The 26,674-nt window shown below is 72.9% G+C and carries 27 protein-coding genes; 16 read left to right on the top strand and 11 right to left on the bottom strand.

All coding sequences use genetic code 11. From position 1 onward, the window contains the following. Nucleotides 1-414 carry a hypothetical protein gene (locus BM419_RS03605; RefSeq protein ID WP_020093376.1) on the bottom strand — a complete coding sequence of 138 codons (414 nt, stop codon included), beginning with the start codon at nt 412-414 and terminating at the stop codon, nt 1-3. Nucleotides 415-699: 285 nt separating this feature from the next. Here BM419_RS03605 and BM419_RS03610 point away from each other — a divergent pair, with 285 nt between their 5' ends. From BM419_RS03610 to BM419_RS03625, 4 genes are all read left to right on the top strand, one after another. Then, complete coding sequence (locus BM419_RS03610) at nt 700-1,170, top strand: hypothetical protein (protein ID WP_056525286.1); 471 nt, start codon at nt 700-702, stop codon at nt 1,168-1,170. A 118-nt stretch (nt 1,171-1,288) separates the two neighbouring features. Then, the gene (locus BM419_RS03615; protein ID WP_020093378.1) at nt 1,289-2,101 is read left to right on the top strand and encodes an enoyl-CoA hydratase; all 813 of its coding nucleotides are present in this window, start codon (nt 1,289-1,291) and stop codon (nt 2,099-2,101) included. Nucleotides 2,102-2,241: 140 nt separating this feature from the next. Further along, nucleotides 2,242-2,562 (top strand): hypothetical protein, encoded by a 321-nt coding sequence (locus tag BM419_RS03620; protein ID WP_020093379.1) that lies wholly within the window; start codon nt 2,242-2,244, stop codon nt 2,560-2,562. 65 nt (nt 2,563-2,627) lie between these two features. Then, nucleotides 2,628-4,064, top strand: a complete 1,437-nt coding sequence (locus BM419_RS03625; protein WP_056525280.1) for a phospholipase D-like domain-containing protein — start codon at nt 2,628-2,630, stop codon at nt 4,062-4,064. Here BM419_RS03625 and BM419_RS03630 read toward each other — a convergent pair. Further along, on the bottom strand, nt 3,982-4,767 hold the full coding sequence (locus BM419_RS03630) for an endonuclease/exonuclease/phosphatase family protein (protein WP_175556264.1): 786 nt from the start codon (nt 4,765-4,767) through the stop codon (nt 3,982-3,984). The genes BM419_RS03625 and BM419_RS03630 overlap by 83 nt on opposite strands. A 263-nt stretch (nt 4,768-5,030) precedes the next feature. Here BM419_RS03630 and BM419_RS03635 point away from each other — a divergent pair, with 263 nt between their 5' ends. Beyond that, nucleotides 5,031-6,269, top strand: coding sequence for a metallophosphoesterase family protein (locus BM419_RS03635; protein ID WP_056525277.1), 1,239 nt, complete (start codon nt 5,031-5,033; stop codon nt 6,267-6,269). Nucleotides 6,270-6,291: 22 nt separating this feature from the next. Then, nucleotides 6,292-9,768 carry an ATP-binding protein gene (locus BM419_RS03640; protein ID WP_056525274.1) on the top strand — a complete coding sequence of 1,159 codons (3,477 nt, stop codon included), beginning with the start codon at nt 6,292-6,294 and terminating at the stop codon, nt 9,766-9,768. A 47-nt stretch (nt 9,769-9,815) separates the two neighbouring features. On the opposite strand, the gene BM419_RS03645 is transcribed toward BM419_RS03640, so the two are convergent. From BM419_RS03645 to BM419_RS03665, 5 genes are all read right to left on the bottom strand, one after another. Beyond that, on the bottom strand, nt 9,816-11,315 hold the full coding sequence (locus BM419_RS03645; RefSeq protein WP_056525271.1) for a carboxypeptidase M32: 1,500 nt from the start codon (nt 11,313-11,315) through the stop codon (nt 9,816-9,818). A gap of 44 nt (nt 11,316-11,359) precedes the next feature. Beyond that, on the bottom strand, nt 11,360-13,162 hold the full coding sequence (locus BM419_RS03650; protein ID WP_056525268.1) for an ATP-binding cassette domain-containing protein: 1,803 nt from the start codon (nt 13,160-13,162) through the stop codon (nt 11,360-11,362). A 66-nt stretch (nt 13,163-13,228) separates the two neighbouring features. Beyond that, nucleotides 13,229-13,465, bottom strand: coding sequence for a hypothetical protein (locus BM419_RS03655; RefSeq protein WP_026604965.1), 237 nt, complete (start codon nt 13,463-13,465; stop codon nt 13,229-13,231). A gap of 80 nt (nt 13,466-13,545) precedes the next feature. Continuing rightward, the gene (locus BM419_RS03660) at nt 13,546-13,860 is read right to left on the bottom strand and encodes a polyhydroxyalkanoic acid system family protein (protein ID WP_020093387.1); all 315 of its coding nucleotides are present in this window, start codon (nt 13,858-13,860) and stop codon (nt 13,546-13,548) included. A gap of 124 nt (nt 13,861-13,984) precedes the next feature. Further along, on the bottom strand, nt 13,985-14,335 hold the full coding sequence (locus tag BM419_RS03665; RefSeq protein WP_020093388.1) for a septal ring lytic transglycosylase RlpA family protein: 351 nt from the start codon (nt 14,333-14,335) through the stop codon (nt 13,985-13,987). 586 nt (nt 14,336-14,921) lie between these two features. Between BM419_RS03665 and BM419_RS03670 the strand changes: the two genes are divergently transcribed. Then, the gene (locus BM419_RS03670) at nt 14,922-16,112 is read left to right on the top strand and encodes a site-specific DNA-methyltransferase (RefSeq protein ID WP_280141568.1); all 1,191 of its coding nucleotides are present in this window, start codon (nt 14,922-14,924) and stop codon (nt 16,110-16,112) included. A gap of 105 nt (nt 16,113-16,217) precedes the next feature. On the opposite strand, the gene mutY is transcribed toward BM419_RS03670, so the two are convergent. Continuing rightward, complete coding sequence (mutY, locus tag BM419_RS03675; protein ID WP_091925013.1) at nt 16,218-17,561, bottom strand: A/G-specific adenine glycosylase; 1,344 nt, start codon at nt 17,559-17,561, stop codon at nt 16,218-16,220. 133 nt (nt 17,562-17,694) lie between these two features. Here mutY and BM419_RS03680 point away from each other — a divergent pair, with 133 nt between their 5' ends. From BM419_RS03680 to BM419_RS03715, 8 genes are all read left to right on the top strand, one after another. After that, nucleotides 17,695-18,177, top strand: a complete 483-nt coding sequence (locus BM419_RS03680; RefSeq protein WP_056525262.1) for a DUF721 domain-containing protein — start codon at nt 17,695-17,697, stop codon at nt 18,175-18,177. Between the two features lie 89 nt (nt 18,178-18,266). Then, nucleotides 18,267-18,911: a DsbA family protein gene (locus tag BM419_RS03685; RefSeq protein ID WP_020093392.1), complete on the top strand. Its 645-nt coding sequence runs from the start codon at nt 18,267-18,269 to the stop codon at nt 18,909-18,911. Between the two features lie 191 nt (nt 18,912-19,102). Then, complete coding sequence (locus BM419_RS03690; protein WP_056525259.1) at nt 19,103-19,477, top strand: AtpZ/AtpI family protein; 375 nt, start codon at nt 19,103-19,105, stop codon at nt 19,475-19,477. Between the two features lie 74 nt (nt 19,478-19,551). Next, nucleotides 19,552-20,307, top strand: a complete 756-nt coding sequence (locus BM419_RS03695) for a F0F1 ATP synthase subunit A (protein ID WP_020093394.1) — start codon at nt 19,552-19,554, stop codon at nt 20,305-20,307. Nucleotides 20,308-20,373: 66 nt separating this feature from the next. Continuing rightward, entirely contained in the window at nt 20,374-20,601 is a 228-nt protein-coding gene (locus BM419_RS03700) for a F0F1 ATP synthase subunit C (RefSeq protein ID WP_007566773.1), read from the top strand. 144 nt (nt 20,602-20,745) lie between these two features. Further along, nucleotides 20,746-21,324 carry a F0F1 ATP synthase subunit B family protein gene (locus BM419_RS03705; protein ID WP_020093395.1) on the top strand — a complete coding sequence of 193 codons (579 nt, stop codon included), beginning with the start codon at nt 20,746-20,748 and terminating at the stop codon, nt 21,322-21,324. 15 nt (nt 21,325-21,339) lie between these two features. Beyond that, nucleotides 21,340-21,825: a F0F1 ATP synthase subunit B family protein gene (locus BM419_RS03710; protein WP_170855147.1), complete on the top strand. Its 486-nt coding sequence runs from the start codon at nt 21,340-21,342 to the stop codon at nt 21,823-21,825. Between the two features lie 171 nt (nt 21,826-21,996). Continuing rightward, nucleotides 21,997-23,277: an NAD(P)/FAD-dependent oxidoreductase gene (locus BM419_RS03715; RefSeq protein ID WP_056525256.1), complete on the top strand. Its 1,281-nt coding sequence runs from the start codon at nt 21,997-21,999 to the stop codon at nt 23,275-23,277. A 79-nt stretch (nt 23,278-23,356) separates the two neighbouring features. Here BM419_RS03715 and BM419_RS03720 read toward each other — a convergent pair whose 3' ends face one another. Together BM419_RS03720 and BM419_RS03725 are read right to left on the bottom strand one after the other, a co-directional pair. Beyond that, complete coding sequence (locus tag BM419_RS03720; RefSeq protein WP_056525253.1) at nt 23,357-24,226, bottom strand: formate/nitrite transporter family protein; 870 nt, start codon at nt 24,224-24,226, stop codon at nt 23,357-23,359. A gap of 43 nt (nt 24,227-24,269) precedes the next feature. After that, complete coding sequence (locus BM419_RS03725; RefSeq protein WP_056525250.1) at nt 24,270-25,010, bottom strand: competence/damage-inducible protein A; 741 nt, start codon at nt 25,008-25,010, stop codon at nt 24,270-24,272. 77 nt (nt 25,011-25,087) lie between these two features. Between BM419_RS03725 and sfsA the strand changes: the two genes are divergently transcribed. Continuing rightward, nucleotides 25,088-25,801 carry a DNA/RNA nuclease SfsA gene (gene sfsA / locus BM419_RS03730; protein WP_091924979.1) on the top strand — a complete coding sequence of 238 codons (714 nt, stop codon included), beginning with the start codon at nt 25,088-25,090 and terminating at the stop codon, nt 25,799-25,801. On the opposite strand, the gene BM419_RS03735 is transcribed toward sfsA, so the two are convergent. Continuing rightward, nucleotides 25,788-26,630, bottom strand: a complete 843-nt coding sequence (locus BM419_RS03735) for an FkbM family methyltransferase (protein WP_020093401.1) — start codon at nt 26,628-26,630, stop codon at nt 25,788-25,790. The two genes, sfsA and BM419_RS03735, sit on opposite strands and share 14 nt — an antisense overlap. Nucleotides 26,631-26,674: the final 44 nt, after the last annotated feature.

Below are 26,674 nucleotides of genomic sequence, written 5' to 3' on the forward strand. Positions count from 1 at the left end.
CTATTGCGGCTTGGCAGGCTCGGCGGGCTTCGCCGGCGCGGCGGGGTCCTGGCCGGCGGGCAGGAGCACGTTCTTGGCCACCGTGCCCTCGGGCCCGTACTCGCCGGCCACCGCGAGGCAGGCCTGGTCGCGGTTCTGCGCCATCTGGTTCGACATCAGCGTGAACATGGTCTGCACCCGGTTGCCGAACGGTCCGCGCGGCTGGACGTCGCCGATCTGCACGTTCTGCTTCGCCAGCAGGGCCTCGAACTGGTCGCTGCCGATCCGGTAGCCGCAGACGTTCGAGGCCGCGAAGATGTAGGCGGCGAATTCCAGGGCCCGCGGCGACGGGGCGTTCCGGATCTGCGCCTGCGCCGGCAGGGCCGCGAGCGTGACGGCGGCGAGGAGTGTGATCCGGGTCGTTGTGGGGCGCATGCGCGGCGGTTCCTCGATCGGGGGCGGCCTCTCGCGGGCCGCCTCTGGCGGGCGGGACATAGGCCGGACCCGCGCGCGCGCCAATGCGACCGAAGATGCGACCCGAGATGTCGGCAATTCACCCGTCCCGGTTCACGGCCCGTTCGCCATAGGTCCAGTCGCCGGCCCGCGCGTCGACGAAAAGACGGTCGTTTTTCGACGGAACGCCCGGGTGAGAGAGAGTGTTAACCTGCTCGCGTCACGCCAGGACCTGCAGTGTGTCCAGATTCAGGCGGTCCGCATCGCATGTACGGCGTCCATCACCCGGCGGCCTCCATCCCACTCCCGGCTCGCGACGCCGACCGGCGCGCCCGGCCGGGTGCGCAAGGAGCCGCCAGCGCGGAGCGGCGCGGCGCGGCGGCGTTGCCGGTCGCGGCGGTCTGTCCGCACCGCGTCTCGCGCTGGGCCTGGGGCGAGGGCCTGCGGGCCGGGCAGGCCGTGGCGCTCATGGTGCAGGATCTCGGGCAGCTCGAGGCCATGCGCCTCGGCCTCACCCGCCTCGGGCTGCGCGTGGTCTGCCTCGACTGCGCCGGCCGCGACGCGGCGCTGGCGGAAAGCCTCGCGCAGTCGGGCGCCGGGCTGGTCGTGGTCGATGCCGCGCTCGCCGACGCCTATGCCGGCGTGATGGGCCGGCTCACCGCCTATCCGGCGGTGTGGTGGAACGGTCCGGGCGCCGACTACGCGAGCCTCGACCTCGCCCTCGCCGAGCACGCCTGACAACCGCCGCATCGCGGATCGCGGGCCGCGGCACCGTCGCGGACCTGAACCCTGCGTGCTACCGTCCGGCGACGCGACCGGCCCCGTGCCAGGGAGGCCGGCGCCGGGAGACGCCGCCATGACCGCAGCCCTTGCCACGGCCCACGCCGCCAGCCCGGAGGCGCCGGTGCTGTTGCGCAGCGACGCCGACGGGGTCGCGACGCTGACGCTGAACCGGCCGCAGGCCCGCAACGCCCTGTCGATGGCCCTGATGGGCGCGCTCCAGGAGCAGCTCGACGCGATCCGCGCGGATCCGTCCGTGCGGGTGGTGATCCTGGAGGGGGCCGGCCCCGCCTTCTGCGCCGGGCACGACCTCAAGGAGATGCGCGCCGATCCGTCCCGCGAGGCGACCGAGGCGGTGTTCCGCACCTGCGCCCGGCTGATGCTGAGCCTCACGCGCCTGCCGCAGCCGGTGATCGCCCGGGTGCACGGGATCGCCACCGCCGCCGGCTGCCAGCTCGTGGCCACCTGCGATCTCGCCGTGTGCGCCGAGACCGCCCGCTTCGCCACGCCGGGGGTGCAGATCGGCCTGTTCTGCTCGACCCCGATGGTAGCCCTGTCGCGCGCCGTATCGCGCAAGGCCGCCCTGGAGATGCTGCTGGTCGGTGAGCCGATCGACGCCGCGGAGGCCCTGCGGATCGGGCTGGTCAACCGCGTGGTGCCGGAGGCGGAGCTCGACGCGGCGGCGGGCGCCCTGGCGGCCCGGATCGCCGGGAAGGCCCGGCGCGTCCTGGCGATCGGCAAGGAGGCGTTCGGCCGGCAGATCGAGATGGGCCTGGAGGACGCCTACGGCTACACAGCCGAGGTCATGACCCGGAACATGATGATGGCCGACGCGCAGGAGGGGATCGACGCGTTCCTGGGCAAGCGGCCGCCCCGCTGGGAGCCGTGAGCCGGCGTCCCGGTCCGCGCACTGGCGCGATACGACGCAGGCCCTCCGGCGCGACGCGCATAGGTGATGGCGCCGCCCTGCCCTAGGATGAGGGGCCTGTCCGACCCTGCCGGGCTCGGCGCCGCCACGCGGAACGGCTGATGAGCACCCTCGACCTGCTCGGTCTGACGCTGTCCTTCTACGGCACGATGCCGCCGCCGCGGCCCCCGCGGCCCAATCGCAACGGCGCGACCTGGGCGGCCGCCGTGATTTTCGGCGGCGTCTGCCTCGCGACGATCGGGCCGATGATCACCATCTGGAGCTTCCACCGGCCCTATGCCGAGGCCAAGGCGCGCTGCATCGCCTCCGGCGGCCGGGTCCTGTACGGGGCCCTCGACGGCAGCGGACCCTATCGCTGCGAGCGGCCCGCGGCCGCCGCGGCCGCCGCGCCCATTGCGCATCCGGCCAAGCCGGCGGATTAATCCGCCCGCCGCATGCGCTTCAGGTCGATCCGGCGCCTCCCGACGCGAACCCGGATAGCCTCACCTTGGAAAACGCGATCACCCGCTGGGTCCAGTCGACCGCCCTGATGCGGTCGGATGTCGAGGCTCTGATCGGCTTCGCGCTGGCGATCGGCGTCACCCTGCACGCCCTGCTGCGCAAGCGCCGGGTCAGCGTGGCGGTGGGCTGGATCGGGCTCGCGTGGCTGTCGCCGATCTTCGGGACCGCCCTGTACCTGACCTTCGGCATCAACCGGGTCTCGCGCCGCGCGCGGCGGCTGCGGACCAAGCCGTCCGACGCGACGCAGCTGCCCGACACCGACGACGCCGTGGTGCCGGAGGCGCTCTGGCCCCTCGACCGGGCCATCCGGCGGATCACGAGCCTGCCGGCCTTCGCGGGCAACACCGTGCAGATGTTCCGCAACGGCGACGCCGGCTATCCGGTGATGCTGGCGGCGATCCGCGAGGCGCGGTCCAGCATCGGCCTGTCGAGCTACATCTTCCGGGACGACGCCACCGGCCGCGAGTTCTGCGACGCCCTCGTTGAGGCGAAGGCCCGGGGCGTGCAGGTCCGCGTCATCATCGACGGGATCGGCGGCGGCTATTTCCGCGCGCCGGTCTACCACCGCCTGACGGCCGCCGGGGTGCCGGCCGCCCTGTTCATGCACTCCGCCCTCCCCTGGCGGATGCCGTTCCTGAATCTGCGCTCGCACAAGAAGCTGCTGATCGTCGACGGGCGGATCGCCTTCACCGGCGGCCTCAACATCTCGCACCCGAACCGCGTCGCCCTGAAGCCCGAGCACCCGATCCGCGACACCCATTTCCGGATGACCGGCCCCGTGGTCGAGCAGCTCGCCGCCGCGTTCGCGGCCGACTGGGCCTTCGTGGACGGCGAGATCCTCGACGGCCCCCGGTGGTTCGTCGACCTCGAGCCCTGCGGACCGAGCGTCGCCCGGGCGGTGACCTCCGGCCCGGACGCGGACGTCGAGAAGATCGAGCAGGTCATCCTCCAGGCGCTCGCCTGCGCGCGCCGGTCGGTGCGCTTCGTGACGCCCTACTTCCTGCCCGACGAGCTGGTGACCGGCGCCCTGGCCCAGGCCGCGACCCGGGGCATCACCGTCGACGTGATCATCCCGCGGGTCAGCGACCATCCCTACATCGACTGGGCGACCCGGGCGCATCTCGACCCGCTGCTGCGGGCCGGCGTGAACGTCTGGCTCGACGAGCCGCCTTTCGACCATTCCAAGGCGATGGTGGTCGACGACATCTGGTGCTTCGTCGGCAGCGCCAACTGGGACATGCGCAGCTTCCGGCTCAATTTCGAGCTGAACGTCGAGATCATCGACGCCGACCTCGCCGCCGACCTCGACCGGTTCATGCGCGGCAAGATGGAGGCGCGGCTCAGCCGGGAGGATCTCGCCGCGCGCGGCCTGCCGATCCGTCTGCGCGACGCAGGCGTGCGACTGCTGCTGCCATACCTTTGAACCGGGCGGGGGCGTGCGCCTCCGGCGCTGGGCCGAGATGGACGACGATCGGCCGGTGATCGGAGCGTCCCCGCGGCAGCACCGCGTGCGCGTGGCAGACGAGCCCGCGGGCGAGGCAGCGGTCGAGCCGCAGCGGCAGCACCTCGACCATCGCGTGGGTCGATTGCCGCGGTCCGACGTCGCGGAAGCCCGGGATCAGCGCCGGGCCGACGATATTGTAGTCGCCGAGCACGGCCGCTCGCGGCGGCAGCTCGCTGACGATGCGCCGCAGCTGGCGCCGGTTCAGCATCTGTCCGTGCGACAGGTGGACGTTGGCCACGCCGAACTCGCCGAGATCGAGGATCTGGCAGACCCGGTGCACGAGGGCGCCGGAGGGGAGCGCGATGACCCGGGGCGGCGCCGCCCAGGGCTTCGGGCTCCACATGGCGAGCCCGTGGATCCGGCCCGGCAGGGGCGCCCAGGCGTAGTGGCCGCCGATCCGGTCCAGCAGGAAGCCGATGGCGCGGGTCGCCTCCTGCATCAGCAGCAGGTCGGGCTTCTCCTGCGCCACGAGGGCGGCGACGTCGTCCACCGCCGCGCCGGTGCGCCGCAGCAGGTTCCAGCTCACGATCTTGAAGGGCTGGTGCGGCCGCTCGGCGGGGCGGATCGGCGTGACGGGTGACGGTGCGGTGTTGGAGCGGGCCGGGCGTGCAGCAGGATTCATCGGGCCGGTCTCGTACCTCAACGCGCGGCGCTCCCGCCACCGCCACGCTCTAACGCGCCCGGAGCCGGGACGTTCGACCGCATGCGCGCCGGGCGCGGGCGCGCCGCGGTCGGCGCCGGCGCGGTCCGACCTGGGCGCCCCACAGCCCATCGCCGGGCGCCGCTTGAGGCGGACCCGGTCGGCGGCCTAAGAGCCGGCAGGGCGACGCCGGCCGCTCCGCGGAGTGCCGCGCGCCGCCATCCCACCGATCCCGTCCGGAGGCCATGACGGCGTTCAGCTTCATCCATGCCGCCGACCTGCATCTCGGCAGCCCGCTGTCGGGCCTCGCCGCGCGCGACGCGGAACTGGCCCGGCGCCTCGCCGCGGCGAGCCGGCAGGCCTTCGAGGATCTGGTGACCCAGGCGATCGAGCGGTCGGTCGCCTTCGTGGTTGTCGCGGGTGACGTCTACGACGGCGACTGGGCCGACACCACGATCGGCCTGTTCTTCGCCCGGCAGGTCGCCCGCCTCGACCGCGCCGGTATCCGGACGATCCTCGTGCGCGGCAACCACGACGCCGAGAGCGTCATCACGCGCTCGATCACGCTGCCGGAATCCGTCCACGTCTTCCCGACCGCCCGCGCCGGCACCCTGCGCCTCGACGCGCTCCGCGTCGCGGTCCACGGCCGCAGCTTCCAGGGCCGGGCGGTGGAGGAGAACCTCTCGCTCACCTACCCGGCCGCCGTGCCGGGCTGGTTCAACCTCGGGGTCCTGCACACCTCCTGCACCGGCCACGCCGCCCACGAGACCTACGCCCCCTGCTCGGTCGCCGACCTCGCGGCCCGGGGCTACGAGTACTGGGCGCTGGGCCACATCCACGAGTACGCGGAGCTGTCCCGGGATCCCTGGATCGTGTTCCCCGGCAATCTCCAGGGCCGGAGCGTGCGCGAGTGCGGCGAGAAGGGCGCCGTCGTGGTCGACGTCGCCGACGGTCGGGTGACCGGCGTCAGCCGCCTGCCCCTCGACCGGGCGCGATTCGAGCAGATCACGGTCGACCTCGCGGCGGTGGCCGACGCGCGCGGCGCCGTCGAGGCCGTCGAGGCAGCACTGAGGCCCCTGGCCGGGATCGCGGCGCGCCGGCTGCTCCTGGTCCGCGTCCACCTCGCCGGGACGACCCGGGCCCACGACGCCCTCGCGGCCGATCGCGAGTCCCTGACGGCCGAGATCCAGGCGGCCGCGCACCGGCTGCACGAGGACATCTGGCTGGAGCGCCTGAAGATCGAGACCCGCCGCCCGCGCGCCGCGGCGGAGCCGACCGGCGCCGCCATCGACCCCGCGGCCCTGCTCGCCGACCTCGACCGCGACCCCGAGTTCCGCGCCCGGGCGAAGGCGGCGCTGGCCGAGATCGGCGGCCGGATGCCCGGGACGGCCGCCGCCGAGGCCGACCTCGACGCGGAGTTCGACGCGCTCTGCGCCGAGGCCGAGGCCCTCGTCCTCGGGCGCCTCGGCGGCCGGCACTGCTGAGGCGCGCGCCCATGGACCCCCGATGCGCCTGATCCGCCTCGCCCTGGAGCGCTACGGCGCCTTCACGGACCGCACCGTCGCGTTCCGGCCAGACGCGCGCCTGCACGTCGTGCTGGGCGCCAACGAGGCCGGCAAGAGCACCGCGCTGGCGGCGGTCACCGACCTGCTGTTCGGCTTCGGGAAGACGACGCCCTACGCCTTCCTGCACGACATGCCGCAGCTGCGCCTCGGCGCGGAGATCGCCGCCGCCGACGGCCGCCGGCTGTCCTTCCGCCGCCGGAAGGGCAACAGCCGTACCCTCATCGACGCCGACGACGCGCCGCTCGCCGACGACGCGCTGGCGCCGTTCCTCGGCGGCCTGTCCCGGACGGTGTTCTGCCGGGCCTTCGGACTCGACGCGGCGAGCCTCCGGGCCGGGGGCCGCGAGATGGTCGACGTGGAGGGCGAGGTCGGCGCGAGCCTGTTCGCGGCGGGCTCGGGCCTGCGCGGCCTCACGGAGCTGCAGACGACGCTCGACGCGGAGGCCGACGCCATCTTCGCCCCGCGCCAGGCCAAGCACCGGACCTTCTACCAGGCGCTGGAGCGCCACGAGACGGCCCGGCGGGCGATCCGCGAGCGGGGCCTGCGCGCCGGCGACTGGCGCGCCCTGAACGACGAGATCGCCGCGGCGGCCGCGCAGCTCGAGGCGCTCCGGTCCGAGCAGAAGGCCGGCGCGGTCGCGCGCGCGCGGCTTGAACGGTTCAAGCGCGTCCGCCCGATCATCGCCGAGATCGACGCGCTCGAGCGGCGCATCGCCGCCGAGACCGACCTCGTCGACGCGGATCCCGCCTGGATCGCCCGCCTGGGGGCGGCCCTGGACGCGTGCCGCGCCGCGGACGCCGAGGCGGAGCGGGCCGAGACCGCGCGCGACCGGGCCCGCGGCGAGGCCGAATCGGTGCCGGTCGAGCCGGGGCTGACCCATCGGGCGGACGAGATCCTGGCGGCGTTCAGCGGCACAAGGGAGTTCGAGAAGGGCGGCACCGACCTGCCCCGCATCGAGGGCGACGCCCACAAGGTCGGGCTGGATCTGGAGCGGCTGCGCGCCCGGATCGGCGTGCCCGACCTCGCCGCGCTCGAGGCCCGCCAGCCCCCGGACGCCGCGCGGGCGCGGACCGAGCGGCTGATCCGCGACGGCCGGACCCTGGCGGCCGCCGAGGAGCAGATCGCCCGCGATCTCGCCGCCGCCCGCGCCGAGCAGGAACGCCTCGCCCGCGAGGTGGAGGCGGCCGACGCGGCCCGGGATCCGACCCCGCTCCGGGAGGCGCTGAAGCCCCTCGCCCGACTGCACGAGTGGATCGCCGCCCGCGACACCCTCGACGGCGCGATCCGCCGGGAGGCGGCGCTGCTGCGCAACCAGGCCGAGCGGCTGTCGCCGCCGGTGCCCGACCTCGCCGCCCTCGTGCGGACGCCCCTGCCCGCCCCCGACACGGTCGCGCGCTACCGTCAGGGCCTCGAGGCGAAGACCCGCGAGCACGAACGGGCCGCCGACCGGTGCGACGCGGCCCGCCGGCAGGTCGCGGTCACCCGGGCACGGCTGCGCGAGCGCGAGGCCGGCCGGCCCGTCGCCACCCGGGAGCGGCTCGACGCCCTGCGGTCAACCCGCGACGCGGCGTTCGCGCCGCTGCGCGACGCCCTCGCGGCCGGCCGGGCGGCCGCCGTCGCCGAGGTCGCGGCCTTCGAGCGCGCGCTCCTCGAGGCCGACCGCGTCGCGGACGAGCGCGCCTCCGACGCCGCCCGGGTCGCCGCCCACGCGGCCGACCTGGAACGGCTCGCCGCCGAGGAGGCGGAGGCCGCGCGAGCCGACGACGTCCTCGCCGGTCTCGCCGCGGAGATCGCGGCGGGCGAGGCGGCGTGGCGCGAGGCGTGGCGGCCCGCCGGGCTCGTGCCCGGTCCCCCGGCCGAGATGGCGGCCTGGCTCGCCGAGGTGGAGAGCCTGATCGAGGCCGAGCAGCGCCTCGCCGCGCAGCGGATCGAGGCGGACCGCCTCCTGGCGCGGATCGAGGCCGCGCGGGCGCCGTTGTCCGACCTGCGCAGCCGCGCCGGCCTCGACGCCGCGCCGGACCTCGAGATCGCCGCCGCGCTGGACGGTCTCGAAGCGCGGATCGCCGCCCTGGCGAGCCGCTGGGAGGCCAACCTGCAGACCGCCGGCCTGCTGCGCGCGGCCGGACTGTCCGTCGCGCGGCTGGAGGCGAGCCTCGCGGAGACCGCCGCCCGCCGCGCCGCCTGGCGGGCCGACTGGGAGGCGGCGCTGCTGCCCCTCGGCCTCGACGGCACGGCCGGTCCGGAGGAGGCCGAGGGCGCGCTGGAGGCGTGGCGCAGCGTGCCCGACCGGCTGGCGGAGCGGGCCGCCCTGCAGCGCCGCTCGGCGGGGATCCGCCGGGACATGGAGGCGTTCCGAGCCAACGCCGCCGCCCTGGTCGAGGCCCTGGCGCCCGACCTCGCGGAGGTGTCGCCCGCCGGCGCGGTCCGATCGCTCCACGGCCGCCTCGTCGCCGCGCAGGCCCGCGAGGCGCGCCGCGCCGAGCTCGACCGCCGCCGCGACGAGGCCGAGGCCGCCCATCGCGGCGCCTGCGACTCGCGCGACGCGGCGCGGGCGACGCTCGCCCGGCAGGTGGCCGAGGTGATGCCGGACCTCGCTGCGGCACCGACGCCGGAGATCGACCGGCTGTTCGGCCGCCTCAGCGCGCGGGAAGCGCTGCGCGCCGAGCGCCTGCGGCTCCGCGGCACGCTCGCGGGCGCGGCGGACGGGCTTCCGGAGGCCGAGTTGCGCGCCGGCCTGGAGACCGTGTCGCCGGAGGCGATCGAGGCGGAGCTGGCGCGGCTGTCGCTCGAGGCCGACGAGCAGGCCGAGCGCGGGCAGGTCATCTTCGCGGACCGCGACCGGGCGGAGCGGCGGCGGGCGGAGCTCGAGGGCGGCACCGGCGCCGAGCTGGCCCTCGCGGAGCGCAAGGCCGCGGAGGCGGATCTCCAGGCGGCTTCCCGCTCCTGGGCCGTCTTGCGGCTCGCCGGGCTGATGCTCGGGCAGGCGGTCGCCCGCCACCGCGCGGGACAGCAGGACCCGCTCGTCACCCGGGCGGGCGCGCTGTTCCAGGCTCTCACCGGCGGCGCGTTCTCCGGTCTGGCGCAGATCTACGACGAGGCCGACACGCCGAAGCTCGCCGGGCAGCGCGCCGGCGGCGGCACGGTCGGGATCGAGGGCATGAGCGAGGGCACCCGCGACCAGCTCTACCTCGCCCTGCGGCTGGCCTATCTGGAGGATTACGCCGGCCGCGCCGAGCCGGCCCCCTTCATCGGCGACGACCTGTTCTCGACCTTCGACGAGACCCGGACCGGCTACGGCCTCGATGCGCTCGCGGCGATCGGCGCCCGGGTCCAGCCGATCCTGTTCACGCACCACCGCCACGTCGCGGACATCGCTCGCGACCGGCTCGGCGACGCCGTCGACGTGGTGACGCTCTAGGCGTCGCCGGCGGAGGGGTCGTTCGTCCCCTCCCCGGCCACCGCGTCTCAGGCGCCCGCACCCCCGAGGTAACGCGCCTCCAGATGGGCCCGGAACGCCGCCGTGCCGAGCCTCGTCCCGGTGGCGCGGGTGAGGAGGTCGTCGGTGTCGAGCAGGCTCCCCACCGCGTGGACATGCGTGCGGAGCCAGTCCCGCAGGGGGCCGAAATCGCCCTGCGCGAGGCAGCCCGGCAGCGCCGGCTCGGCCGCGCGGGCCGCCCGGAACAGCTGCGCGGCCGCCAGGGCGCCGAGGGTGTAGGTCGGGAAATAGCCGAACGCCCCGCTCGGCCAGTGGATGTCTTGGAGGCAGCCGACCCGGTCGTCGGGCACCGTGAGCCCGAGGAGGTCGCGCAGGCCGTCGTTGAACGCCCCCGGCAGGTCGCGCACCGCGAGGTCGCCCGCGATCATCGCGGTCTCCAGCCGGTAGCGCAGCAGGATATGGGCCGGGTAGGTCGCCTCGTCGGCATCCACCCGGATGAAGCCGGGCGCGACCCGGGTGTTGAGCGCGTGCAGGTTCTCCGGCGACCATTCGGGCTCGGACCGCCCGAACGCCGCCTGCAGGAGCGGCGCCAGGAAGGTGAAGAACTCCCGGCTCCGGCAGGCCTGCATCTCCACGATGAGCGACTGGCTCTCGTGCAGGCTCATCCCCCGCGCCGCGCCGACCGGCTGGTTGCGCCACGCCGCCGGCCGGCCCTGCTCGTAGAGGGCGTGCCCGGTCTCGTGGAGAACGCCCATCAGCGCCCGGCCGAAATCGGCCGCGTCGTAGCGCGTCGTGATCCGCACGTCGTCGGTGGCGCCGCCGCAGAACGGGTGCAGGCTGATGTCGAGCCGGCCGCGGGTGAAGTCGAAGCCGACCGCCTCCATCAGCTTCAGGCCGAGGTCGCGCTGCACCGCCACGTCGAACGGCCCGGCGAGCGGGAGCGGCGCCGGCCGGGACGCCTGGATCTCCCGGGCGCGGGCGATCAGGGCCGGCAGCCAGTCGGTCAGGTCCGCGAAGAGCGGGTCGATCGTCGCCCGGCGCATGCCGGGATCGTAGCTGTCGAGCAGCGCGTCGTAGGGGGCGAGGCCGAGGGCCGCGCCCTTCGCCTCGCCGATCTCGCGCTGGAGCCGCAGCACCTCGGCGAGGTGGGGTTCGAGCTTGGCAAAGTCGGCGTCGCGCCGCGCCTCGCGCCAGACCATCTCCGAGCGGGACACGGCGCGGGAGCTGGCCTCGACGAGGTCGCGGGGGACCGCTGTGGCGTGGGCCTGGGCGCGGCGCATCTCCCGCAGGTTGGCGGCGGGCCAGGGCTCGAGGCCCCCGCCCTGCTCGGCCGCCGCCAGCTCCTCGGCGGCCTCGGGGGCCGTGAGCATCCCGTGGGCGAGCCCGCGCAGGATCGCGAGCTGGTCCCCGCGGGCCTCGGCGGCGCCGTCCGGCATCAGCGTCTGCGCGTCCCATCCGAGGATCCCGGCCGCGCCCTCCAGGGCGGCGAGCCGGGCGAAGCGCTGTTCGAGGGTCTGATAGGCGGTCATGCGATCTCCGGTCGGGTACGTCTCGCGGCGCGATGCGGCGGGTCTCATCCCGCCTGAAGCATCTCCAGTTCCAGCCAGCGGTCCTCCGCCTGCGACAGCTCGGTCTCGGCCTGGGCCAGCATGGTCGAGGCCTTGTCGAACCGGGCCGGGTCGCGGGCGTAGAGCTCGGGGTCGGCGAGGATCGTGCGGAGCTGGGCGATCGCCGCCTCCAGCTTCTCGATGCGGGCCGGCAGGGTCTTCAATTCGTGCTGGTCCTTGAAGCCGAGCTTGGGCTTGCCCGACGGCTGGGCGGCCGGCGCGGCGGCGCGCTCGCGCGACTCCTTCGCCTTCGGCGCGACGGTCCGCGCCTCGACGCCCTGGCCGCGCTGGACCAGCATGTCGCTGTAGCCGCCGGCATACTCGACCCAGCGACCGGCGCCCTCCGAGACCAGCACGCTGCCGGCCACGCGGTCCAGGAAGTCGCGGTCGTGGCTCACCAGGATCAGCGTGCCCTGGTAGTCGCCCAGCATCTCCTGGAGCAGGTCGAGGGTCTCGAGGTCGAGGTCGTTGGTGGGCTCGTCGAGGACGAGGAGGTTGGCCGGCTGGGCCAGGGCGCGGGCGATCAGCAGCCGGTTGCGCTCGCCGCCGGACAGAACCGAGACCGGCGTGCGCGCCTGCTCGGGCGTGAACAGGAAGTCCTTGAGGTAGCCGATCACGTGGCGGCTCTGGCCGTTCACCGTGACGCTGTCGCCGCGGCCGCCGGTCAGCACGTCGGTGACGGTCATCCCGGGCTCCAGCACGGCGCGGGCCTGATCGAGCACCACCGGCAGCAGGTTGGTGCCGAGCACCACCTGCCCGGCATCCGGCGCGAGCCGGCCCATCAGCAGGTTGATCAGGGTACTCTTGCCCGCACCGTTCGCCCCGACGATGCCGAGCCGGTCGCCCCGCATCACCCGCAGGGACAGCCCGTCGACGATCCTGCGCTCGCCGTAGCTCTTCGCGATGTCCCGGGCCTCGACGACGAGGCTCCCGGAAGATTCGGCGTCCGAGGCCTGCATGCTGACGCTGCCCACGGGGCGGCGCACCTCGCGGCGGTTCTGCCGGAGTTCGTGCAGGTTGCCGAGGCGACGGACGTTGCGCTTGCGCCGCGCGGTGACGCCGTAGCGCAGCCAGTGCTCCTCGGCGGCGATCTTGCGGTCGAGCTTGTGCTGGTCCCGCTCCTCTTCCTCGAAGAAGGCGTCGCGCCACGCCTCGAAGCTGGAGAAGCCCTGGTCGATCCGGCGGGTCTCGCCGCGGTCGAGCCAGATCGTGGCCCGCGACAGCGCCGAGAGGAAGCGCCGGTCGTGGCTGATGAGCACGAGGGCCGCGCGGGTGCCCTTCAGCTCCGTCTCGAGCCACTCGATCGCCGGCAGGTCGAGGTGGTTGGTGGGCTCGTCGAGGAGCAGCACGTCGGGCTCGGGGGCGAGCGCCTGCGCCAGCGCGGTGCGGCGCCCCTCGCCGCCGGAGAGCTTGCTCGGATCCTCCGCGCCGGTCAGGCCGAGGCTCTCCAGCAGGTAGCGGGCGCGGTGGGTCGATTCGCCCGGCGGCAGGCCGGCCTCGACGAAATCCAGGGTGGTGGCGAAGCCCGTGAAATCGGGCTCCTGCGCGAGGTAGCGGATCGTCGTGCCGGGCTGGACGAAGCGCCGGCCCCGGTCGGGCTCCGTGAGGCCCGCGGCGATCTTCATGAGCGTCGACTTCCCCGACCCGTTCCGGCCGACGAGGCAGGTGCGCTCGCCCGGCGCGATGGCGAGGCTCGCGCCCGTGATCAGCGGCGTGCCGCCGAAGGTGAGCGCGACGTCCTGGAGGGTGAGGAGCGGGGGAGCGGCCATGGGCCGGCTTATGGCAGCGCGGGGCGGCCTGTTCAAACAGAGCCGCCCCCGTCGGTCGGCGCCCGGTCAGGCGATCGGGTTGGCCGGTCCCGTCGGCGGGCTGATCTCGGGCACGCCCGGATCGTTGACGGGGATCTCGGGCGGCTGGATGCCCGGCGCCTCCGCCGGGGTGTTCCCGGGGATCTCCGGCCCGGGCGGCTGGGTCGGCGCCTGCGGCGGATCGTAGGGGCGGTCCGGCACCGGCGTCGGCTGCGGCGGCACCTCGGGGACCTGCCCCGGGTCGGCGAGCGTGAAATCGGGCACCGTCATCCTCCGCGAGACCGGTGGTGCACAGCGGCACCGGTCCCGCGGAAACAGAGTGCGGCGGATCCGGTTCCGGAGGGCTACTTCTTCGTCAGCAGGAGGTTGCCCTCCTTGCTCGCCACCTTCTGGATCTTCTCGGCGAACAGGGCGAGGAGGAACGGCAGCTTCACCTCGAGGCGCACGCTCTCCGCGCCCACGTCGATCGTGCCGGCGATCTTCTGCGCCACCGCGGACACGCCGAAATCGAGCCGGTCGCCCGTCCAGGCGAGCTGGTCCACCGTGATTCCGCTCTTGGCCAGGAGGGCCCGCGCCTGATCCGTGCCGTGCTCCAGGCGCCGCTTGGCCTCGTCGCGGCCGAGGTCGTGCGGGATGTCGACGATGAGGGGCTTGGGCATGGGCGGGTGATCCGAGCTGAACCCGGCAGCAGATGGTGCGTCCGGGTCCGGCAGACAACGCCCCGGAGGCTGCCCCGCCCGCGCGGGGCGGAGGCGCGCCGGGGCGCTCGATGCCCGTGAAGGGTCAGTGCACGACCTGCAGCGACACGTAGCTGACGCCGCCCATGCCGAGGGCGCGGGCGGAGCCGCGCGACAGGTCGATGATGCGGCCGCGCACGAACGGACCGCGATCGTTGATGCGCACGACGATCGAGCGGCCGGTCCGCTTGTTCTCGACGCGGACCCGGGTGCCGAACGGCAGGCTGCGATGGGCGGCGGTTAGTCCGTTGGGGTTGAAACGCTCGCCGTTGGCGGTGCGATGGCCGCTCCCGTACCAGGAGGCCGCTCCGCTCTGGGCGGCGGCCGGGAGGCTTGTTCCGACGACGGTGGACAGCATTCCAAGCGAGACAACGAGCTTACCGAAACCGAAAGACATTCTCGACGCATTCCCATTGTTTTTGTCGGGGCGGCGCCAGTCGTGCCCGAAACGGGCCGGAATATGGCAGGCTTTTTCGGGCTGTCGGGGTCACATTTTGGCCGATTTCGCGCTGGTCATCCCCATTACATGGCGGCTTATTTCAGTTTATTTCCGCTCTTGTTGCGGGTGATGCATTGGCGTGTGGTTCTGCGTATTCAGCAAGAACTGCTCGCCTCCGTCGGGGAGGATGCAAAATAGGACATTATTCTTAAGACTTGCGCGGAGCGTGACCCTGCGTCCCGCTGAGGTGGAAGCGCGACCCGCCCGGCGCCCCTGGCACGACGATGATTGTCGTGCGCGACTGTTTCCCAAGCACAGGCTGCCGCGGCCGCGCGCGACCCGCAGGGATAGAGTGTTGTCGCCTGATCCCGGCGGCGCGGCGCAGCCGAGTAACGGTTGCTTAATCTGTCGGAGGATTGTCCGGGCGCCCGGTCGGCAAAATCTGCAGCCCCAGAACGGGACGCGCCGGACGCGAAATCGACAACGTGACCTTTACCGTACCCGGCGCATGGTCTGCCGGTCAGTCGCGTAACCGGTGTTTGCCATGGCTTCCCCGCGTACCGTGGCTGCCGACGCCGTCGCCCGGAAACAGGTCTCGCGTGCCGGGCGGCCCGCGTCGGCGCCACGGATGGGTCTCGTACCCGCCCAGCGTTCTCTGCCCCTCGACCAGGTACTCGTCGGGGACTGCATCGCGGCCATGAACGCCTTGCCGGCGTCGAGCGTCGACTGCGTGTTCGCCGACCCGCCCTACAACCTTCAGCTCGGCGACGCCGGCCTCCTGCGCCCGGACCAAAGCCGCGTCGACGCGGTCGACGACGACTGGGACAAGTTCGCGACCTTCGAGGCCTACGACACCTTCACCCGGGACTGGCTCGCCGCCTGCCGCCGCGTGATGAAGCCGAACGCGACCCTCTGGGTGATCGGGTCGTACCACAACATCTTCCGGGTCGGGAGCGCGTTGCAGGATCTCGGTTACTGGATCCTCAACGACATCGTCTGGCGCAAGGCCAACCCGATGCCGAACTTCCGCGGCAAGCGCTTCACCAACGCCCACGAGACCCTGATCTGGGCCTCGCGCTCGGCCGACTCGAAGGGCTACACCTTCCATTACGAGGCGCTGAAAGGGGGCAACGAGGACCTCCAGATGCGCTCGGACTGGTTCATCCCCCTCTGCACCGGCGAGGAGCGGCTGAAGGATGCGGAGGGCCGCAAGGTCCACCCGACCCAGAAGCCCGAGGCTCTGCTCGCCCGGACGCTGCTCGCGGCGACCAATCCCGGCGACGTGGTGCTCGACCCGTTCTTCGGCACCGGCACGACCGGCGCCGTCGCCAAGCGCCTCGGCCGCCGCTTCATCGGCATCGAGCGCGAGGCGACCTACGCCGAGGCGGCCCGAGAGCGGATCGCCGCCGTGGAGACCCTGTCGAGGGCCGCCCTCATGGTGGCGCCGACCAAGCGCGCCGAGCCGCGGGTGCCGTTCCTGTCGGTGATCGAGGCGGGCCACATCCGCCCCGGCGAGACCGTGACCGACGAGCGCCGCCGGTTCCGCGCCACGGTGCGCCCGGACGGCCAGCTCGACAACGGCCTCGTCATCGGCTCGATCCACAAGATCGGCGCGCTCGTGCAGGGCCTGCCGGCCTGCAACGGCTGGACGTTCTGGCACGTGGAGCGCGGCGGCAAGCCGGTGGTGATCGACAGCTACCGGGCCGGTCTCCGGCAGGCGATGGCCAACGGCTGAGCCAGCACACCGTCTCTGCGAGCGGAGCGAAGCAGACCAGCAGGGGCACGCAGACAGATGTCGCGCTGCCCTGGGTCGCTTCGCTGCGCTCGCGATGACGGTCGGCTACCGCTTCCGGGCCGGACCCGGCCGCCGCGGCGATGACCGGGCCCGCGCCGGTGCGGGCGATGGCTCGACCTCGCCTTCGAACAGTTCGTCCGTCTCCTGCGGCGGCACCGGCGCCGCCTTCGGCTGCGGCTTCGGGACGGCGCGCACGCGCGGGCGCGGGTCCGGATCCGGCATCGAGACCGGTGGCTCCATCGCCGCCAGCAGCGGCATCGGCGGCGGTTCCTTCCGCGGGCGCCCGCGCGGCTTCTTCTCGGGCTCCGGCTTCGGGTCGAAGGCGTGCGCCAGGACCTTGCGCATGAGGCCGGGCAGCGGTTCGTCCGCGAGGGCGCCGCGCGGCGTGAAGCGCATGCCGGCCGGAGCCGGCGTCGCCAGCGCGACGCGGGCCACGAACACCGTCAGCTCCAGGGGAAAATGCGTGAAGCCGTGGCGGACGAGGCCCGGGAGCCGCTTCCAACGCGCGTCGAGGGGCGCGTCCAGCAGGGCGGCGGCCACGTCGTAATCCGGCTCCCAGGCGCTGCCCGGCGGCTCGGCCATGTTGCCGAGCAGCCCCTCGGGGGCGCGGGTCCGCAGCAGCACCGCCTCGTCGCCGCTGCGGATCGCCACGAAGGCGGCGCCGCGGCGGAGCGCCCCCTTGGCGACCCTGATCTTGCGCGGGAAGGTCTCCTGCGTGCCCAGCGACCGCGCCCGGCAGGGCCGCATCCACGGGCAGAGCGCGCAGGCGGGGCGCTTGGGCGTGCAGATCGTCGCGCCGAGATCCATGAGCGCCTGGGCGAAGTCGCCCGGCCGCTGCTGCGGGACGAGCGCCTGCGTCAGGCGGCGGATCTCCGGCCGGCTGCCCGGGAGCGGCGCCTCCACCGCGTAGGCCCGGCTCAGGACCCGCTCGACATTGCCGTCGACGGCGGCCTCCGGCCGGTCGAACGCGATCGCGGCGATCGCGCCGGCCGTGTAGGCGCCGATTCCCGGGAGCTTGCGCAGGCCCTCGGCGGTGTCGGGGAAGCGGCCGCCGGCCGCCGCGACCGCCTTCGCGCAGGCGTGCAGATTACGCGCGCGGGAGTAGTAGCCGAGGCCGGCCCAGGCCGACATCACCGCCTCCTCGGGGGCCTCGGCCAGGGCGAAGATGTCGGGGAAGCGCGTCAGGAAGCGCTCGAAATACGGCCGCACCGCCGCGATGGTGGTCTGCTGCAGCATCACTTCGGACAGCCAGACCCGGTAGGGATCGGGGACTGCGCCGGCGAGCGCCCGCCAGGGCAGCACCCGCCGATGCCGGTCGTACCAGGCGAGCAGGTCGTCGGCGCGCGGTCCGGGACCGGCTTCAGGATCCGTGGCTGTGCGAGGCGGCATGGGCGGGTCGACAGGGGTCGCGCTGCATAGCCGGAGCGCCGCGGCGATCATAGGGCGGCGAAAGCGCCGGCGCGTGCTCCCTTCGTCAACCATCCTGCGCTAACCTCCGCGGATCCAAGGGGCCGGAACCACTATGGCGCGCGTCAAACCGCTGGCCGAACTGATCGAGAGTTGCATCGGGCCGGCCTTCGCGGCGCAGGGTTTCGCCTCGACCGACATCCTGGCCGCGTGGCCGGAGATCGTCGGCGAGCGGCTGGCCCGCTACTGCCGCCCGTCCAAGCTGGAATGGCCGAAGCGCCGCCGGAGCGAGTCCGCCGCGCCCGAATCCGGCACGCTGGTCGTGCGCGTCGAGGGCGTCTTCGCGCTCGAGTTGCAGCATCTCGCACCGGTGGTGATCCAGCGGATCAACGCCCATTACGGCTGGGCCTGCGTCTCCCGGATCGTGCTGCAGCAGGACCGGGTCGGGCGCGCCGGCCGGGCGCCCGCCCGCGCGCGGGTCGATCCGGCCGCCGCCGTCGAGGTCAAGCGCGCCGTGGCGGGAATCGCCGATGACGGCCTGCGCGCGGCCCTCGACCGCCTCGGTACCGCCGCCGTGGCGACGCGCCCGGAGCGGTGAACGGTCGATTCGGTCACCTTGCCAGGACGGTCGCGCCCGAGTACCGGCATCCGGACGCCACGACTGATCAATCCGGCGGAGCCTGCCCGATGACGACGCGACGCGACGCTCTCAAGTTCTCCGGCCTCGCCCTCGGCGCCGGCCTCGCCCTGCCGTATCTCGGGCGGCCCGCCCGGGCGCAGAATTCCGAGATGGCGGCCCTGCTGCAGCCGGGCCCGCTCGGCGATGTCTGGCTCGGCCCGGCGGACGCCAAGTGCACGATCATCGAGTACGCCTCGATGACCTGCTCGCACTGCGCGGCCTTCCACCGGACCACGTGGCCGACCCTGAAGGAGCGCTACATCGACACCGGCAAGGTGCGGTTCACGCTGCGCGAATTCCCTCTCGACCCGCTGGCCACGGCGGCCTTCATGCTGGCGCGCTGCCAGGGCGATGCCAAGTACTACCCGATCACCGACCTGCTGTTCGATCAGCAGGCGGCCTGGGCCTTCACGCCGAAGCCCGTGGACGCGCTGGAGCAGATGCTCCGGCAGGCGGGCTACAACAAGCAGACCTTCGAGGCCTGCCTGAAGGACCAGAAGATCTACAGCGCGGTCAACGCCGTGAAGCAGCGCGGCCTCGACGTCTTCAAGGTGGATTCGACCCCGACCTTCTTCATCAACGGCGAGCGCTACACCGGCGAGATGACCGTCGAGGGGATGGAGAAGGTGATCAAGCCGATCATCGGCGCCTGATCGACCCGCCGGGGCCTCGCGCGCGGCGCGGCTCCGGCGCATCGCACAAAGTTGGAATACCAAACTAAAATCAATTACTTACGGTGTATGGGGTTCGCCTTGACACTCAAGATAGGCGAAACTATGGTGCGCCCCGCTTGCTGGGGGTGTCCAGCCGGTTCCACAGCCTCCCGCCCGATGAGTTTTGAGCCGTGAACGGCGACGATCCGAGGGATGGGAGAGGGACCGAGCAGACGCCGACGGACAGCGAACTCTCCGCGAGGCTCAGACGTCTCGAGACGCAGATCGAACGGAAGCGGCCGCAGGCTGCTCCCGGTCATTCCACGCGCCCTCGGGACGGCGGGCCATCCTCGCTGGGCCAGGCCATGACGCTCTCCACGGAGTTCGTCGCGGGCGTGATCGCGGGGGGCATACTCGGCTGGATCGTCGATCATGTCTTCGGGACGAAGCCCTGGGGCCTGATCGTCCTCCTGATGCTGGGGTTCGTCGCGGGGGTCTACAACGTGATGCGGGCGTCGGGTTTCGCCGGCGCGCGTCCGGGACGGCGCGATCGGCAGGAGCCATAAGGCGCGCCGGTCAGTGGGGAATGTGGGGCGGCCGACACCCGTCGGCGCGCCGGACAAGAAGGGCGGAAGCGGGAATGGCGGTCACGATCGACCCGATCCATCAGTTCGAGCTGAAGCCGCTCGTGTCGCTGGGCCATATCGGCCACCAGCAGCTCGCGTTCACGCAGTCGGCCCTCTACATGTTCGCCGCCGTCGGCGTGATCGCGCTCATCACCATCGTGGCGACCGCGTCCCGCTCGGTCGTTCCGGGCCGCATGCAGTCGCTGGCCGAGATCTTCTACGAATTCATCGCCGACACCGTGCACCAGGCGACGGGCGACGGCGGCAAGCGGTTCATGCCGCTCGTGTTCTCGCTGTTCATGTTCGTGCTCGTCCTGAACCTGTTCGGGATGATCCCCTACGCCTTCGCGGTGACCAGCCACCTGATCATCACCTTCGGCCTCGCCGCGCTGGTGATCTCCACCGTGGTGATCTTCGGCGTGATGAAGCACGGCACCCACTTCTTCGGCCTGTTCGTGCCGTCGGGCGTGCCGAAGCCGCTCCTCGCGATCCTGGTCCCGATCGAGGTGATCTCGTTCATCTCGCGCCCGATCAGCCTGTCGGTCCGTCTGTTCGCCAACATGCTGGCCGGCCACATCGCGATGAAGATCTTCGCGTTCTTCGTGGTCCAGCTCCTTCTCGCGGGCGCCTGGAGCGTGCTATCGCCGCTCCCGCTGTTCCTGACGATCGCGCTGACCGCTCTCGAGTTCCTCGTTGCGGCGCTTCAGGCCTACGTCTTCGCGACGCTGACGGCGATCTACCTCAACGACGCCCTTCACCCCGGCCACTGATCGGCCGGCTCCACCCGCCGCAAACGTCACCGCACGTTTCGATCTGAAGAGACCTCAGGAGTTACCATGGATCCCGTCGCTGCGAAGTACATCGGCGCCGGCCTCGCCTGCCTCGGCATGGCGGGTGCGGGCATCGGCCTCGGCAACCTGTTCGGTCAGTTCCTCGCCGGCGCCCTTCGCAACCCGTCCGCGGCCGACGGCCAGCGCGCCACCCTGCTCCTGGGCTTCGCCCTCACCGAGGCGCTCGGCATCTTCTCGCTGCTGATCGCGCTGCTGCTGCTCTTCGCCGTCTGATCGGCGCCGGAGGCCGCGGTCCCCGCGGTCTCCTCCCGGGCCCCGGCCCGATGAACGGGTGGACGCTCCCGCGACGGGGCGTCCGCCTTCGTCCGTCACCGCGCCGGCGGTGGCCTCAGCGAACGGTGTCAGTGTAGCGGTCTCATGGCGCAGCCCAATCCCCTCACCACGCCGCCCCCGGGCGCCGACACGCAGGTCGTGCCGGGCCATGTCGAGCATACGGAAGCGCATTCCGGCGCCTTCCCGCCCTTCGAGACCTCGGGCTTCCTGGCGCAGCTGATCTGGCTCGCCCTGGCCTTCGGCCTCCTCTACTACCTGATGGACAAGATCGCGCTGCCGCGGATCCAGTCGATCCTGCACGCCCGCGCCGAGCGCCTGCGTGCCGACCTGGACCAGGCGCAGGCGATGAAGGCCGAGGCGGATGCCGCCGGCGTGGCCTTCGAGACCGCCCTCCGAGACGCCCAGGGCAAGGCGCGCGACATCGCGCAGACCACCCGGAACGAACTGGCCGCGGAGGCCGAGACCAAGCGCAAGGCGCTGGAGGACGAGCTGAACGCCAAGCTCTCCGCCTCCGAGGCGACGATCCGCACGCGGACCGAGGCCGCCATGGGCAACGTCCGCTCGATCGCGGGTGAGGCCGCGTCGGCCATCGTCGAGCGTCTGACCGGGCAGGCCCCGGACCGGACGAGCCTCGACCGCGCCCTCGACGCCACCGCACACTGACGGGATCCCACGATGCTGCTCGAAGCCGAATTCTGGGTCGCCGTCGCGTTCGTCATCTTCATGGGCATCGCCTGGAAGGCCGGCGCCTTCTCGACGATGCTCAAGGGCCTGGACGGGCGCGCCAACCGCGTCCGCCACGAGCTCGACGAGGCCAAGCGCCTGCGCGAGGAGGCCGCCGCCGTGCTGGCCGACTACAAGCGCCGCCGCGCCGAGGCCGAGAAGGAGGCCGAGTCGATCGTCGCCGGTGCCCGCGAGGAGGCCCAGCGCGCCGCCGAGGAAGGCCACCGCAAGCTGGACGATTTCCTGGCCCGCCGCACCAAGGCCGCCGAGACGAAGATCGCCCAAGCGGAAGCCCAGGCCGAGGCTCAGGTCCGCGCCGCCGCCGCGGAGGCCGCCGTGAAGGTCTCGGAGACGATCCTGCGCGAGCGGATGCAGGGCGACGCCGCCCAGAACCTGATCCGCGCGAGCCTCGGCGAGGTGCGGACCCGCATGCGCTCCTGATCCGGACGCAGCAAGCAGCGCGACGTTCACGAAAGCCGCCTCCGGGCGGCTTTTTTCATGGTCGACGGGCCGCGCAGGAAGCGCTTCCGACGCCGGGCGGAATCGGCGCGCGCCGCGGCGAACATCGAGGCCGTGACCGGCGTTCCCGACCCGTGAGGATGCGGAGACGTCATGGCGGAGAGACCACGGATCGTGATCGTCGGCGGCGGCGTCGCCGGGATCGAGGTGGCGACCAGCCTCGGACGCGGCGGCCGGGCCGACGTCACCCTCGCCGATCGCAGCCTCTCGCACGTCTGGAAGCCGATGCTGCACACCTTCGCGGCGGGTACGGCCCGAGCCGACCGGCAGAAGGTGGATCTCTTCGCCCAGGCGCGCCGCAACGGCTTCCGATTCCAGCCCGGCGCCCTCGTGGGCATCGACCGGGCGGCCAGGCGCGTCCGGCTCGCGGTCGAGGCCGCGGAGGGGGTTCCGGAGGTGGAGCGCGCCTACGACCTGCTGGTGCTCGCCATCGGCAGCCGCGCCAACGATTTCGGCACGCCGGGCGTGGCCGAGCATTGCCTGACCATCGACGACCTGACCGAGGCCGAGCACTTCCACGAACAGCTGCGGTGCCATCTCCTGGCCCGGCTCGACGGCGGCGGCCTGCTGGAGATCGCCATCGTGGGCGGCGGTGCGACCGGCGTCGAGCTGGCCGCCGAGCTCAAGCACGCCATCAACCTCTTCGCGGCCTACGGCTCGCCCGACCTGCCAGGGCGCCTGCGCCTGACGCTGATCGAGAGCGGGCCGCGCCTGTTGCCGGCCTTCCCCGAGAAGGTGTCGCGCGCCGCCGCCCGCACCCTGTCGGATCTCGACGTGGAGGTCCGGACCGGCGCGACGGTGACGGCCGCGGACGCGGACGGGTTCATCCTGAAGGACGGCCGCCGCATCCCGGCCGGGCTGAAGGTCTGGGCCGCCGGCGTCAAGGCGCCGGACGTGCTTGCCGGCCTCGACGGCCTGGAGCGCTCGCGGGCCGGGCAACTCGTCGTCCGCCCGGACCTGCGCACGACCCGGGATCCGGCCATCGTCGCCCTCGGCGACTGCGCCAGCCTCACCGACTCCCGGACCGGCCACCCCGTTCCGGCAACGGCGCAGGCCGCACGCCAGCAGGCGCAGCATCTCGCGCGCCATCTCGGCCGCGCGCTGGCCCGCGGGGATGCGCCCGACGCGGACCTGCCTCCGTTCCGCTATGCCGAGAAGGGCGCGATCGTCTCGCTCGCGGATTTCAACGGCTGGGGCACGCTCGGCCGCTACACGTTCGGCGGCGGGCGCCTGAACGGGCTCTCGGCGCGGCTGACGCACGACCTCCTCTACCGGCAGCACCAGATCGGGCTCTACGGCCCGCTGCGCGGGACGATGACCTGGGTCCTCGACGATCTCGACCACCTGATCAGCCCGCCGGTGCGGCTCGACTGAGGCGGCCGGCGCGGATCCGTCGTCGCGGGCGGCGGGCGGTGCCGCCCGGCTGCCCGGTCCTCGGCCCGAGTCCTCGGCCTCAGTCCGGACGCTCGCCCTCGACCGCCTTGGTCTCCTCGACCTCGGGGGCGACCTGCCCGTAGTTCAGCACCGCCACCAGCGCCACGCCGCCGAACGTGTTGCCGAGCAGCGTCGGCAGGAAGAACTTCACCGCGTAATCGTGCAGCGACGCGGCGCCCGTGACCACGAGGTAGAAGGCCTCGACGGAGCCGGCCACGATGTGGGCGAGGCTGCAGAGCGCCACCAGCCACGTCATCAGGAGGATCACGAACGGCGCCGCGCTGGCGGTGGCCGGCAGGAACCAGACCATCAGGGCGATCATCCATCCGGCGAAGACGGCCTTGACGAAGGTCGCCCAGAACCCGTGCGCGATGGCGTCGTGGCTGATCTCCGCGAAGGCCCTGAGGACCGGCGGCTCGAAGGCGCCCGAATAGGCCAGCACCGTCGCGATCGCGAGTGTGCCCAGGATGTTGCCCGACAGCACGATCATCCAGAGCCTGACGACGCGGAGCGCCGTCTTCACGGAGCGGTCGTGCAGGAGCGGCAGGATCGGCGTGATGGTGTTCTCGGTGAAGAGCTGCTGGCGCCCCAGGACGACGACCAGGAACCCGACCGCGTAACCCATCGAGCCGACGATCTTGGCCCAGTCGGTTTCCGGCAGGTGGGTCCGCAGGACGCCCGGCACGATCAGCGACAGGGCGATGCTGAGCCCGGCCGCGAAGGCCGAGAGGAACAGCGCGAGGCCGTGGCGCCGCAGCTCCTCGTCGCCCTCGAGCCGGATGACCTCGTGCAGGACGTAGGCGTCGGGCCGGCCGATCTCGGAGACTTCCTTCAGCAGCTCGTCCCGGCGCGTCTCGGGGTCGGCCCGCTTGTCCCTATCCCGCACCATCCGACAGCTCCGCTACGCAACACGATCGATCGGACGGGACAGGTCAGGCCGTGAGCCGCGCCAGCAGGGCCTCGACGGCGCCGCGCGCCTCGGCGAGGGCCTCCGGGTCCCGGCTGCGCACGACGATCCGGTTGCGGAAGCCCTCCGGCGTGATCGCCGGGTACGAGCCGATGGAGACGGCTTGCCGCGCCCTCGCGATCTCGCCGAGGCCGCCCGCGTAGCTGCCCTCCGGGAGGCCGGCCGCCTCGATCGTCTCGGACAGCATCGCGGCGCCGCCCGTCAGCGTCGGGGCGATCGAGTCCAGCATGGCCTGCATGATGCTGGGCACGCCGGCCATCACGTGGACGTTGCCGATGCGGAAGCCCGGTGCCTTCGAGACAGGATTGGCGATCAGGTCGGCCCCGAACGGGATCCGCGCCATGCGCAGGCGGGCCTCGTTGAGATCCTCGGGTTTGTGCCGCTCCAGCAGCATCGCCCGGGCGCGCTCGTCGACGTCGATGCCGACCCCGAAGGCCTCGGCCACGCAGTCGGCGGTGATGTCGTCGTGGGTCGGGCCGATCCCGCCGGTGGTGAACAGGTAGGTGTAGCGGGCGCGCAGGGCGTTGACCGCCTCGACGATCATGGCCGCCTCGTCGGGCACGATCCGCACCTCGCGCAGGTCGATCCCGGCGGCGGTGAGGAAGTCGGCGATGGTGCCGATGTTCTTGTCCTTGGTGCGACCCGAGAGGATCTCGTCGCCGATGACGAGGATCGCGGCGGTGACGGATTCGGAAGGCTGGTTCATGGAACTCTGGCGTCGGGCGGGTCCTGCAGGCAGATAGCGCGACCGCGGCCCGCGACTACGTGAACCCCGAGGATCCCATGCAGTTCGCCGCGTCGCTGGTGCCGGGACGGCTCGTGCAGCGCTACAAGCGCTTCCTCGCCGATATCGACACCGATGACGGCCGCGTCACCGTTCACTGCCCCAATCCCGGAGCCATGCTCGGGCTCAATACGCCGGGCGCGCGCGTGCTGCTGTCGCGCTCGAGCAACCCCGCGCGCAAGCTGCCGCTCACCTGGGAGCTGGTGGAGGCCGACCTCCCCGGCGGGGCGCAGTGGGTCGGCATCAACACGATGCGGCCGAACGCGCTCGTGGCCGAGGCCTTCCGGGCCGGCGCGATCGCGGCGCTCGACGGCCACGACGCGCTGAGGCCCGAGGTGCGCTACGCCGCGGCCAGCCGGGTCGACTTCCTCGCGAGCGGCGCGGCTACGGGGCCATGCCACGTCGAGGTCAAGAACTGCCACCTGATGCGGCGGGCGGGCCTGGCCGAGTTCCCGGACTGCAAGGCGGCCCGCAGCGCCCGGCACATGCGCGACCTGGCCCAGGTCGTGGCCGAGGGCGGTCGCGCGCTGGTGGTCATCGTCGTGCAGATGCGGGCCGAGGCCTTCGACGTCGCCCGGGACATCGATCCCGCCTTCGACCGGGCGTTCCGCGAGGCGCGCGCGGCGGGCGTGGCGGTCCGTGCCTATCGCTGCGCCGTCGCGCCGGAGGGCGTCGCCATCGCCGAGGAGATCCCGGTGATCACGCCGGCCTGACGGCGCCGCGCTCGAACATCAGGTTGAGACGCGAGCGCGCGATCTCGCGGTAGCCGTAGCGCCCCAGATGCCGCAGCAGGTCGAGCTGCCACTGGCCGGTGCCGTTCTCGACCAGCAGGATCCGCGGCAGGAGCGCGTCCGGCGCCTCGCGGAGGAACGGTTCCAGGATCAGGTCCTCGGCGCCCTCGACGTCGAGCTTGATGGCGTCGACGCGGTCGAGGCCCTCGCTGCGCAGCAGGTCGAGGAGCGTCACCGCCGGCACGGTGATCCGCGCGCCCTCGTTGGTGCCGACGATGCGCAGGCTCGACTCGCCGCGGTTGCGCGGATCGATGAACAGGGTCAGCTCGCCGGCCTTGTCGGCCACCGCGCAGGCGACCGCCTTGACGGTGTGGAACGGGTTCTGGGCGATGTTGTAGGTCAGGCGGTCGAACACGTCCGGCTGCGGCTCGACCGCGACGATCCGCGCGCCCGGCCCCGAGAAGGCGGCCACGCACAGCGCGTAGGCGCCGACATTGGCGCCGATGTCGAGGAACACACAGTCCCGCGGCAGGCGCTCCTGCAGCAGCGCCCGCTCCTCCGGGTCGAAGAACTGCGGGGTGAAGAGCACCTTCTTCTCGCAGTTGTTGTTGTACGGGTGCAGCCGCATCCGCGCGCCGTAGCGGGTCACGTCGAGGGGCTTGCCCCCGAGGCGCGCGATCGCGATCCGGCGCAGGAACAGCGCGAGGCGCCGCCCGTACCAGGACTCGGCCGGGATCCGGTTCGTGCGGCGGGTGATCGCCGCCACGAGGCCGGACGGTTCGTAGGTGCCGTAGGGCTGCGTGTCCGTCATGACCGGGGCGGTTTGCCAGCCGGCGCTCCGACCCGCAAGCGGAT

Source organism: Methylobacterium sp. yr668, assembly GCF_900116245.1.
In the GTDB taxonomy this organism is placed as follows: Bacteria; Pseudomonadota; Alphaproteobacteria; order Rhizobiales; family Beijerinckiaceae; genus Methylobacterium.

Bases quoted from the DNA above. Each gene is read 5' to 3' on its own strand.
- BM419_RS03605 (WP_020093376.1), bottom strand. From the start codon at position 414: ATGCGCCCCACAACGACCCGGATCACACTCCTCGCCGCCGTCACGCTC.
- BM419_RS03610 (WP_056525286.1), top strand. From the start codon at position 700: ATGTACGGCGTCCATCACCCGGCGGCCTCCATCCCACTCCCGGCTCGC.
- BM419_RS03615 (WP_020093378.1), top strand. From the start codon at position 1,289: ATGACCGCAGCCCTTGCCACGGCCCACGCCGCCAGCCCGGAGGCGCCG.
- BM419_RS03620 (WP_020093379.1), top strand. From the start codon at position 2,242: ATGAGCACCCTCGACCTGCTCGGTCTGACGCTGTCCTTCTACGGCACG.
- BM419_RS03630 (WP_175556264.1), bottom strand. From the start codon at position 4,767: ATGAATCCTGCTGCACGCCCGGCCCGCTCCAACACCGCACCGTCACCC.
- BM419_RS03635 (WP_056525277.1), top strand. From the start codon at position 5,031: ATGACGGCGTTCAGCTTCATCCATGCCGCCGACCTGCATCTCGGCAGC.
- BM419_RS03640 (WP_056525274.1), top strand. From the start codon at position 6,292: ATGCGCCTGATCCGCCTCGCCCTGGAGCGCTACGGCGCCTTCACGGAC.
- BM419_RS03645 (WP_056525271.1), bottom strand. From the start codon at position 11,315: ATGACCGCCTATCAGACCCTCGAACAGCGCTTCGCCCGGCTCGCCGCC.
- BM419_RS03650 (WP_056525268.1), bottom strand. From the start codon at position 13,162: ATGGCCGCTCCCCCGCTCCTCACCCTCCAGGACGTCGCGCTCACCTTC.
- BM419_RS03660 (WP_020093387.1), bottom strand. From the start codon at position 13,860: ATGCCCAAGCCCCTCATCGTCGACATCCCGCACGACCTCGGCCGCGAC.
- BM419_RS03665 (WP_020093388.1), bottom strand. From the start codon at position 14,335: ATGTCTTTCGGTTTCGGTAAGCTCGTTGTCTCGCTTGGAATGCTGTCC.
- BM419_RS03670 (WP_280141568.1), top strand. From the start codon at position 14,922: ATGGCTTCCCCGCGTACCGTGGCTGCCGACGCCGTCGCCCGGAAACAG.
- mutY (WP_091925013.1), bottom strand. From the start codon at position 17,561: ATGCCGCCTCGCACAGCCACGGATCCTGAAGCCGGTCCCGGACCGCGC.
- BM419_RS03680 (WP_056525262.1), top strand. From the start codon at position 17,695: ATGGCGCGCGTCAAACCGCTGGCCGAACTGATCGAGAGTTGCATCGGG.
- BM419_RS03685 (WP_020093392.1), top strand. From the start codon at position 18,267: ATGACGACGCGACGCGACGCTCTCAAGTTCTCCGGCCTCGCCCTCGGC.
- BM419_RS03695 (WP_020093394.1), top strand. From the start codon at position 19,552: ATGGCGGTCACGATCGACCCGATCCATCAGTTCGAGCTGAAGCCGCTC.
- BM419_RS03700 (WP_007566773.1), top strand. From the start codon at position 20,374: ATGGATCCCGTCGCTGCGAAGTACATCGGCGCCGGCCTCGCCTGCCTC.
- BM419_RS03705 (WP_020093395.1), top strand. From the start codon at position 20,746: ATGGCGCAGCCCAATCCCCTCACCACGCCGCCCCCGGGCGCCGACACG.
- BM419_RS03715 (WP_056525256.1), top strand. From the start codon at position 21,997: ATGGCGGAGAGACCACGGATCGTGATCGTCGGCGGCGGCGTCGCCGGG.
- BM419_RS03720 (WP_056525253.1), bottom strand. From the start codon at position 24,226: ATGGTGCGGGATAGGGACAAGCGGGCCGACCCCGAGACGCGCCGGGAC.
- BM419_RS03725 (WP_056525250.1), bottom strand. From the start codon at position 25,010: ATGAACCAGCCTTCCGAATCCGTCACCGCCGCGATCCTCGTCATCGGC.
- sfsA (WP_091924979.1), top strand. From the start codon at position 25,088: ATGCAGTTCGCCGCGTCGCTGGTGCCGGGACGGCTCGTGCAGCGCTAC.
- BM419_RS03735 (WP_020093401.1), bottom strand. From the start codon at position 26,630: ATGACGGACACGCAGCCCTACGGCACCTACGAACCGTCCGGCCTCGTG.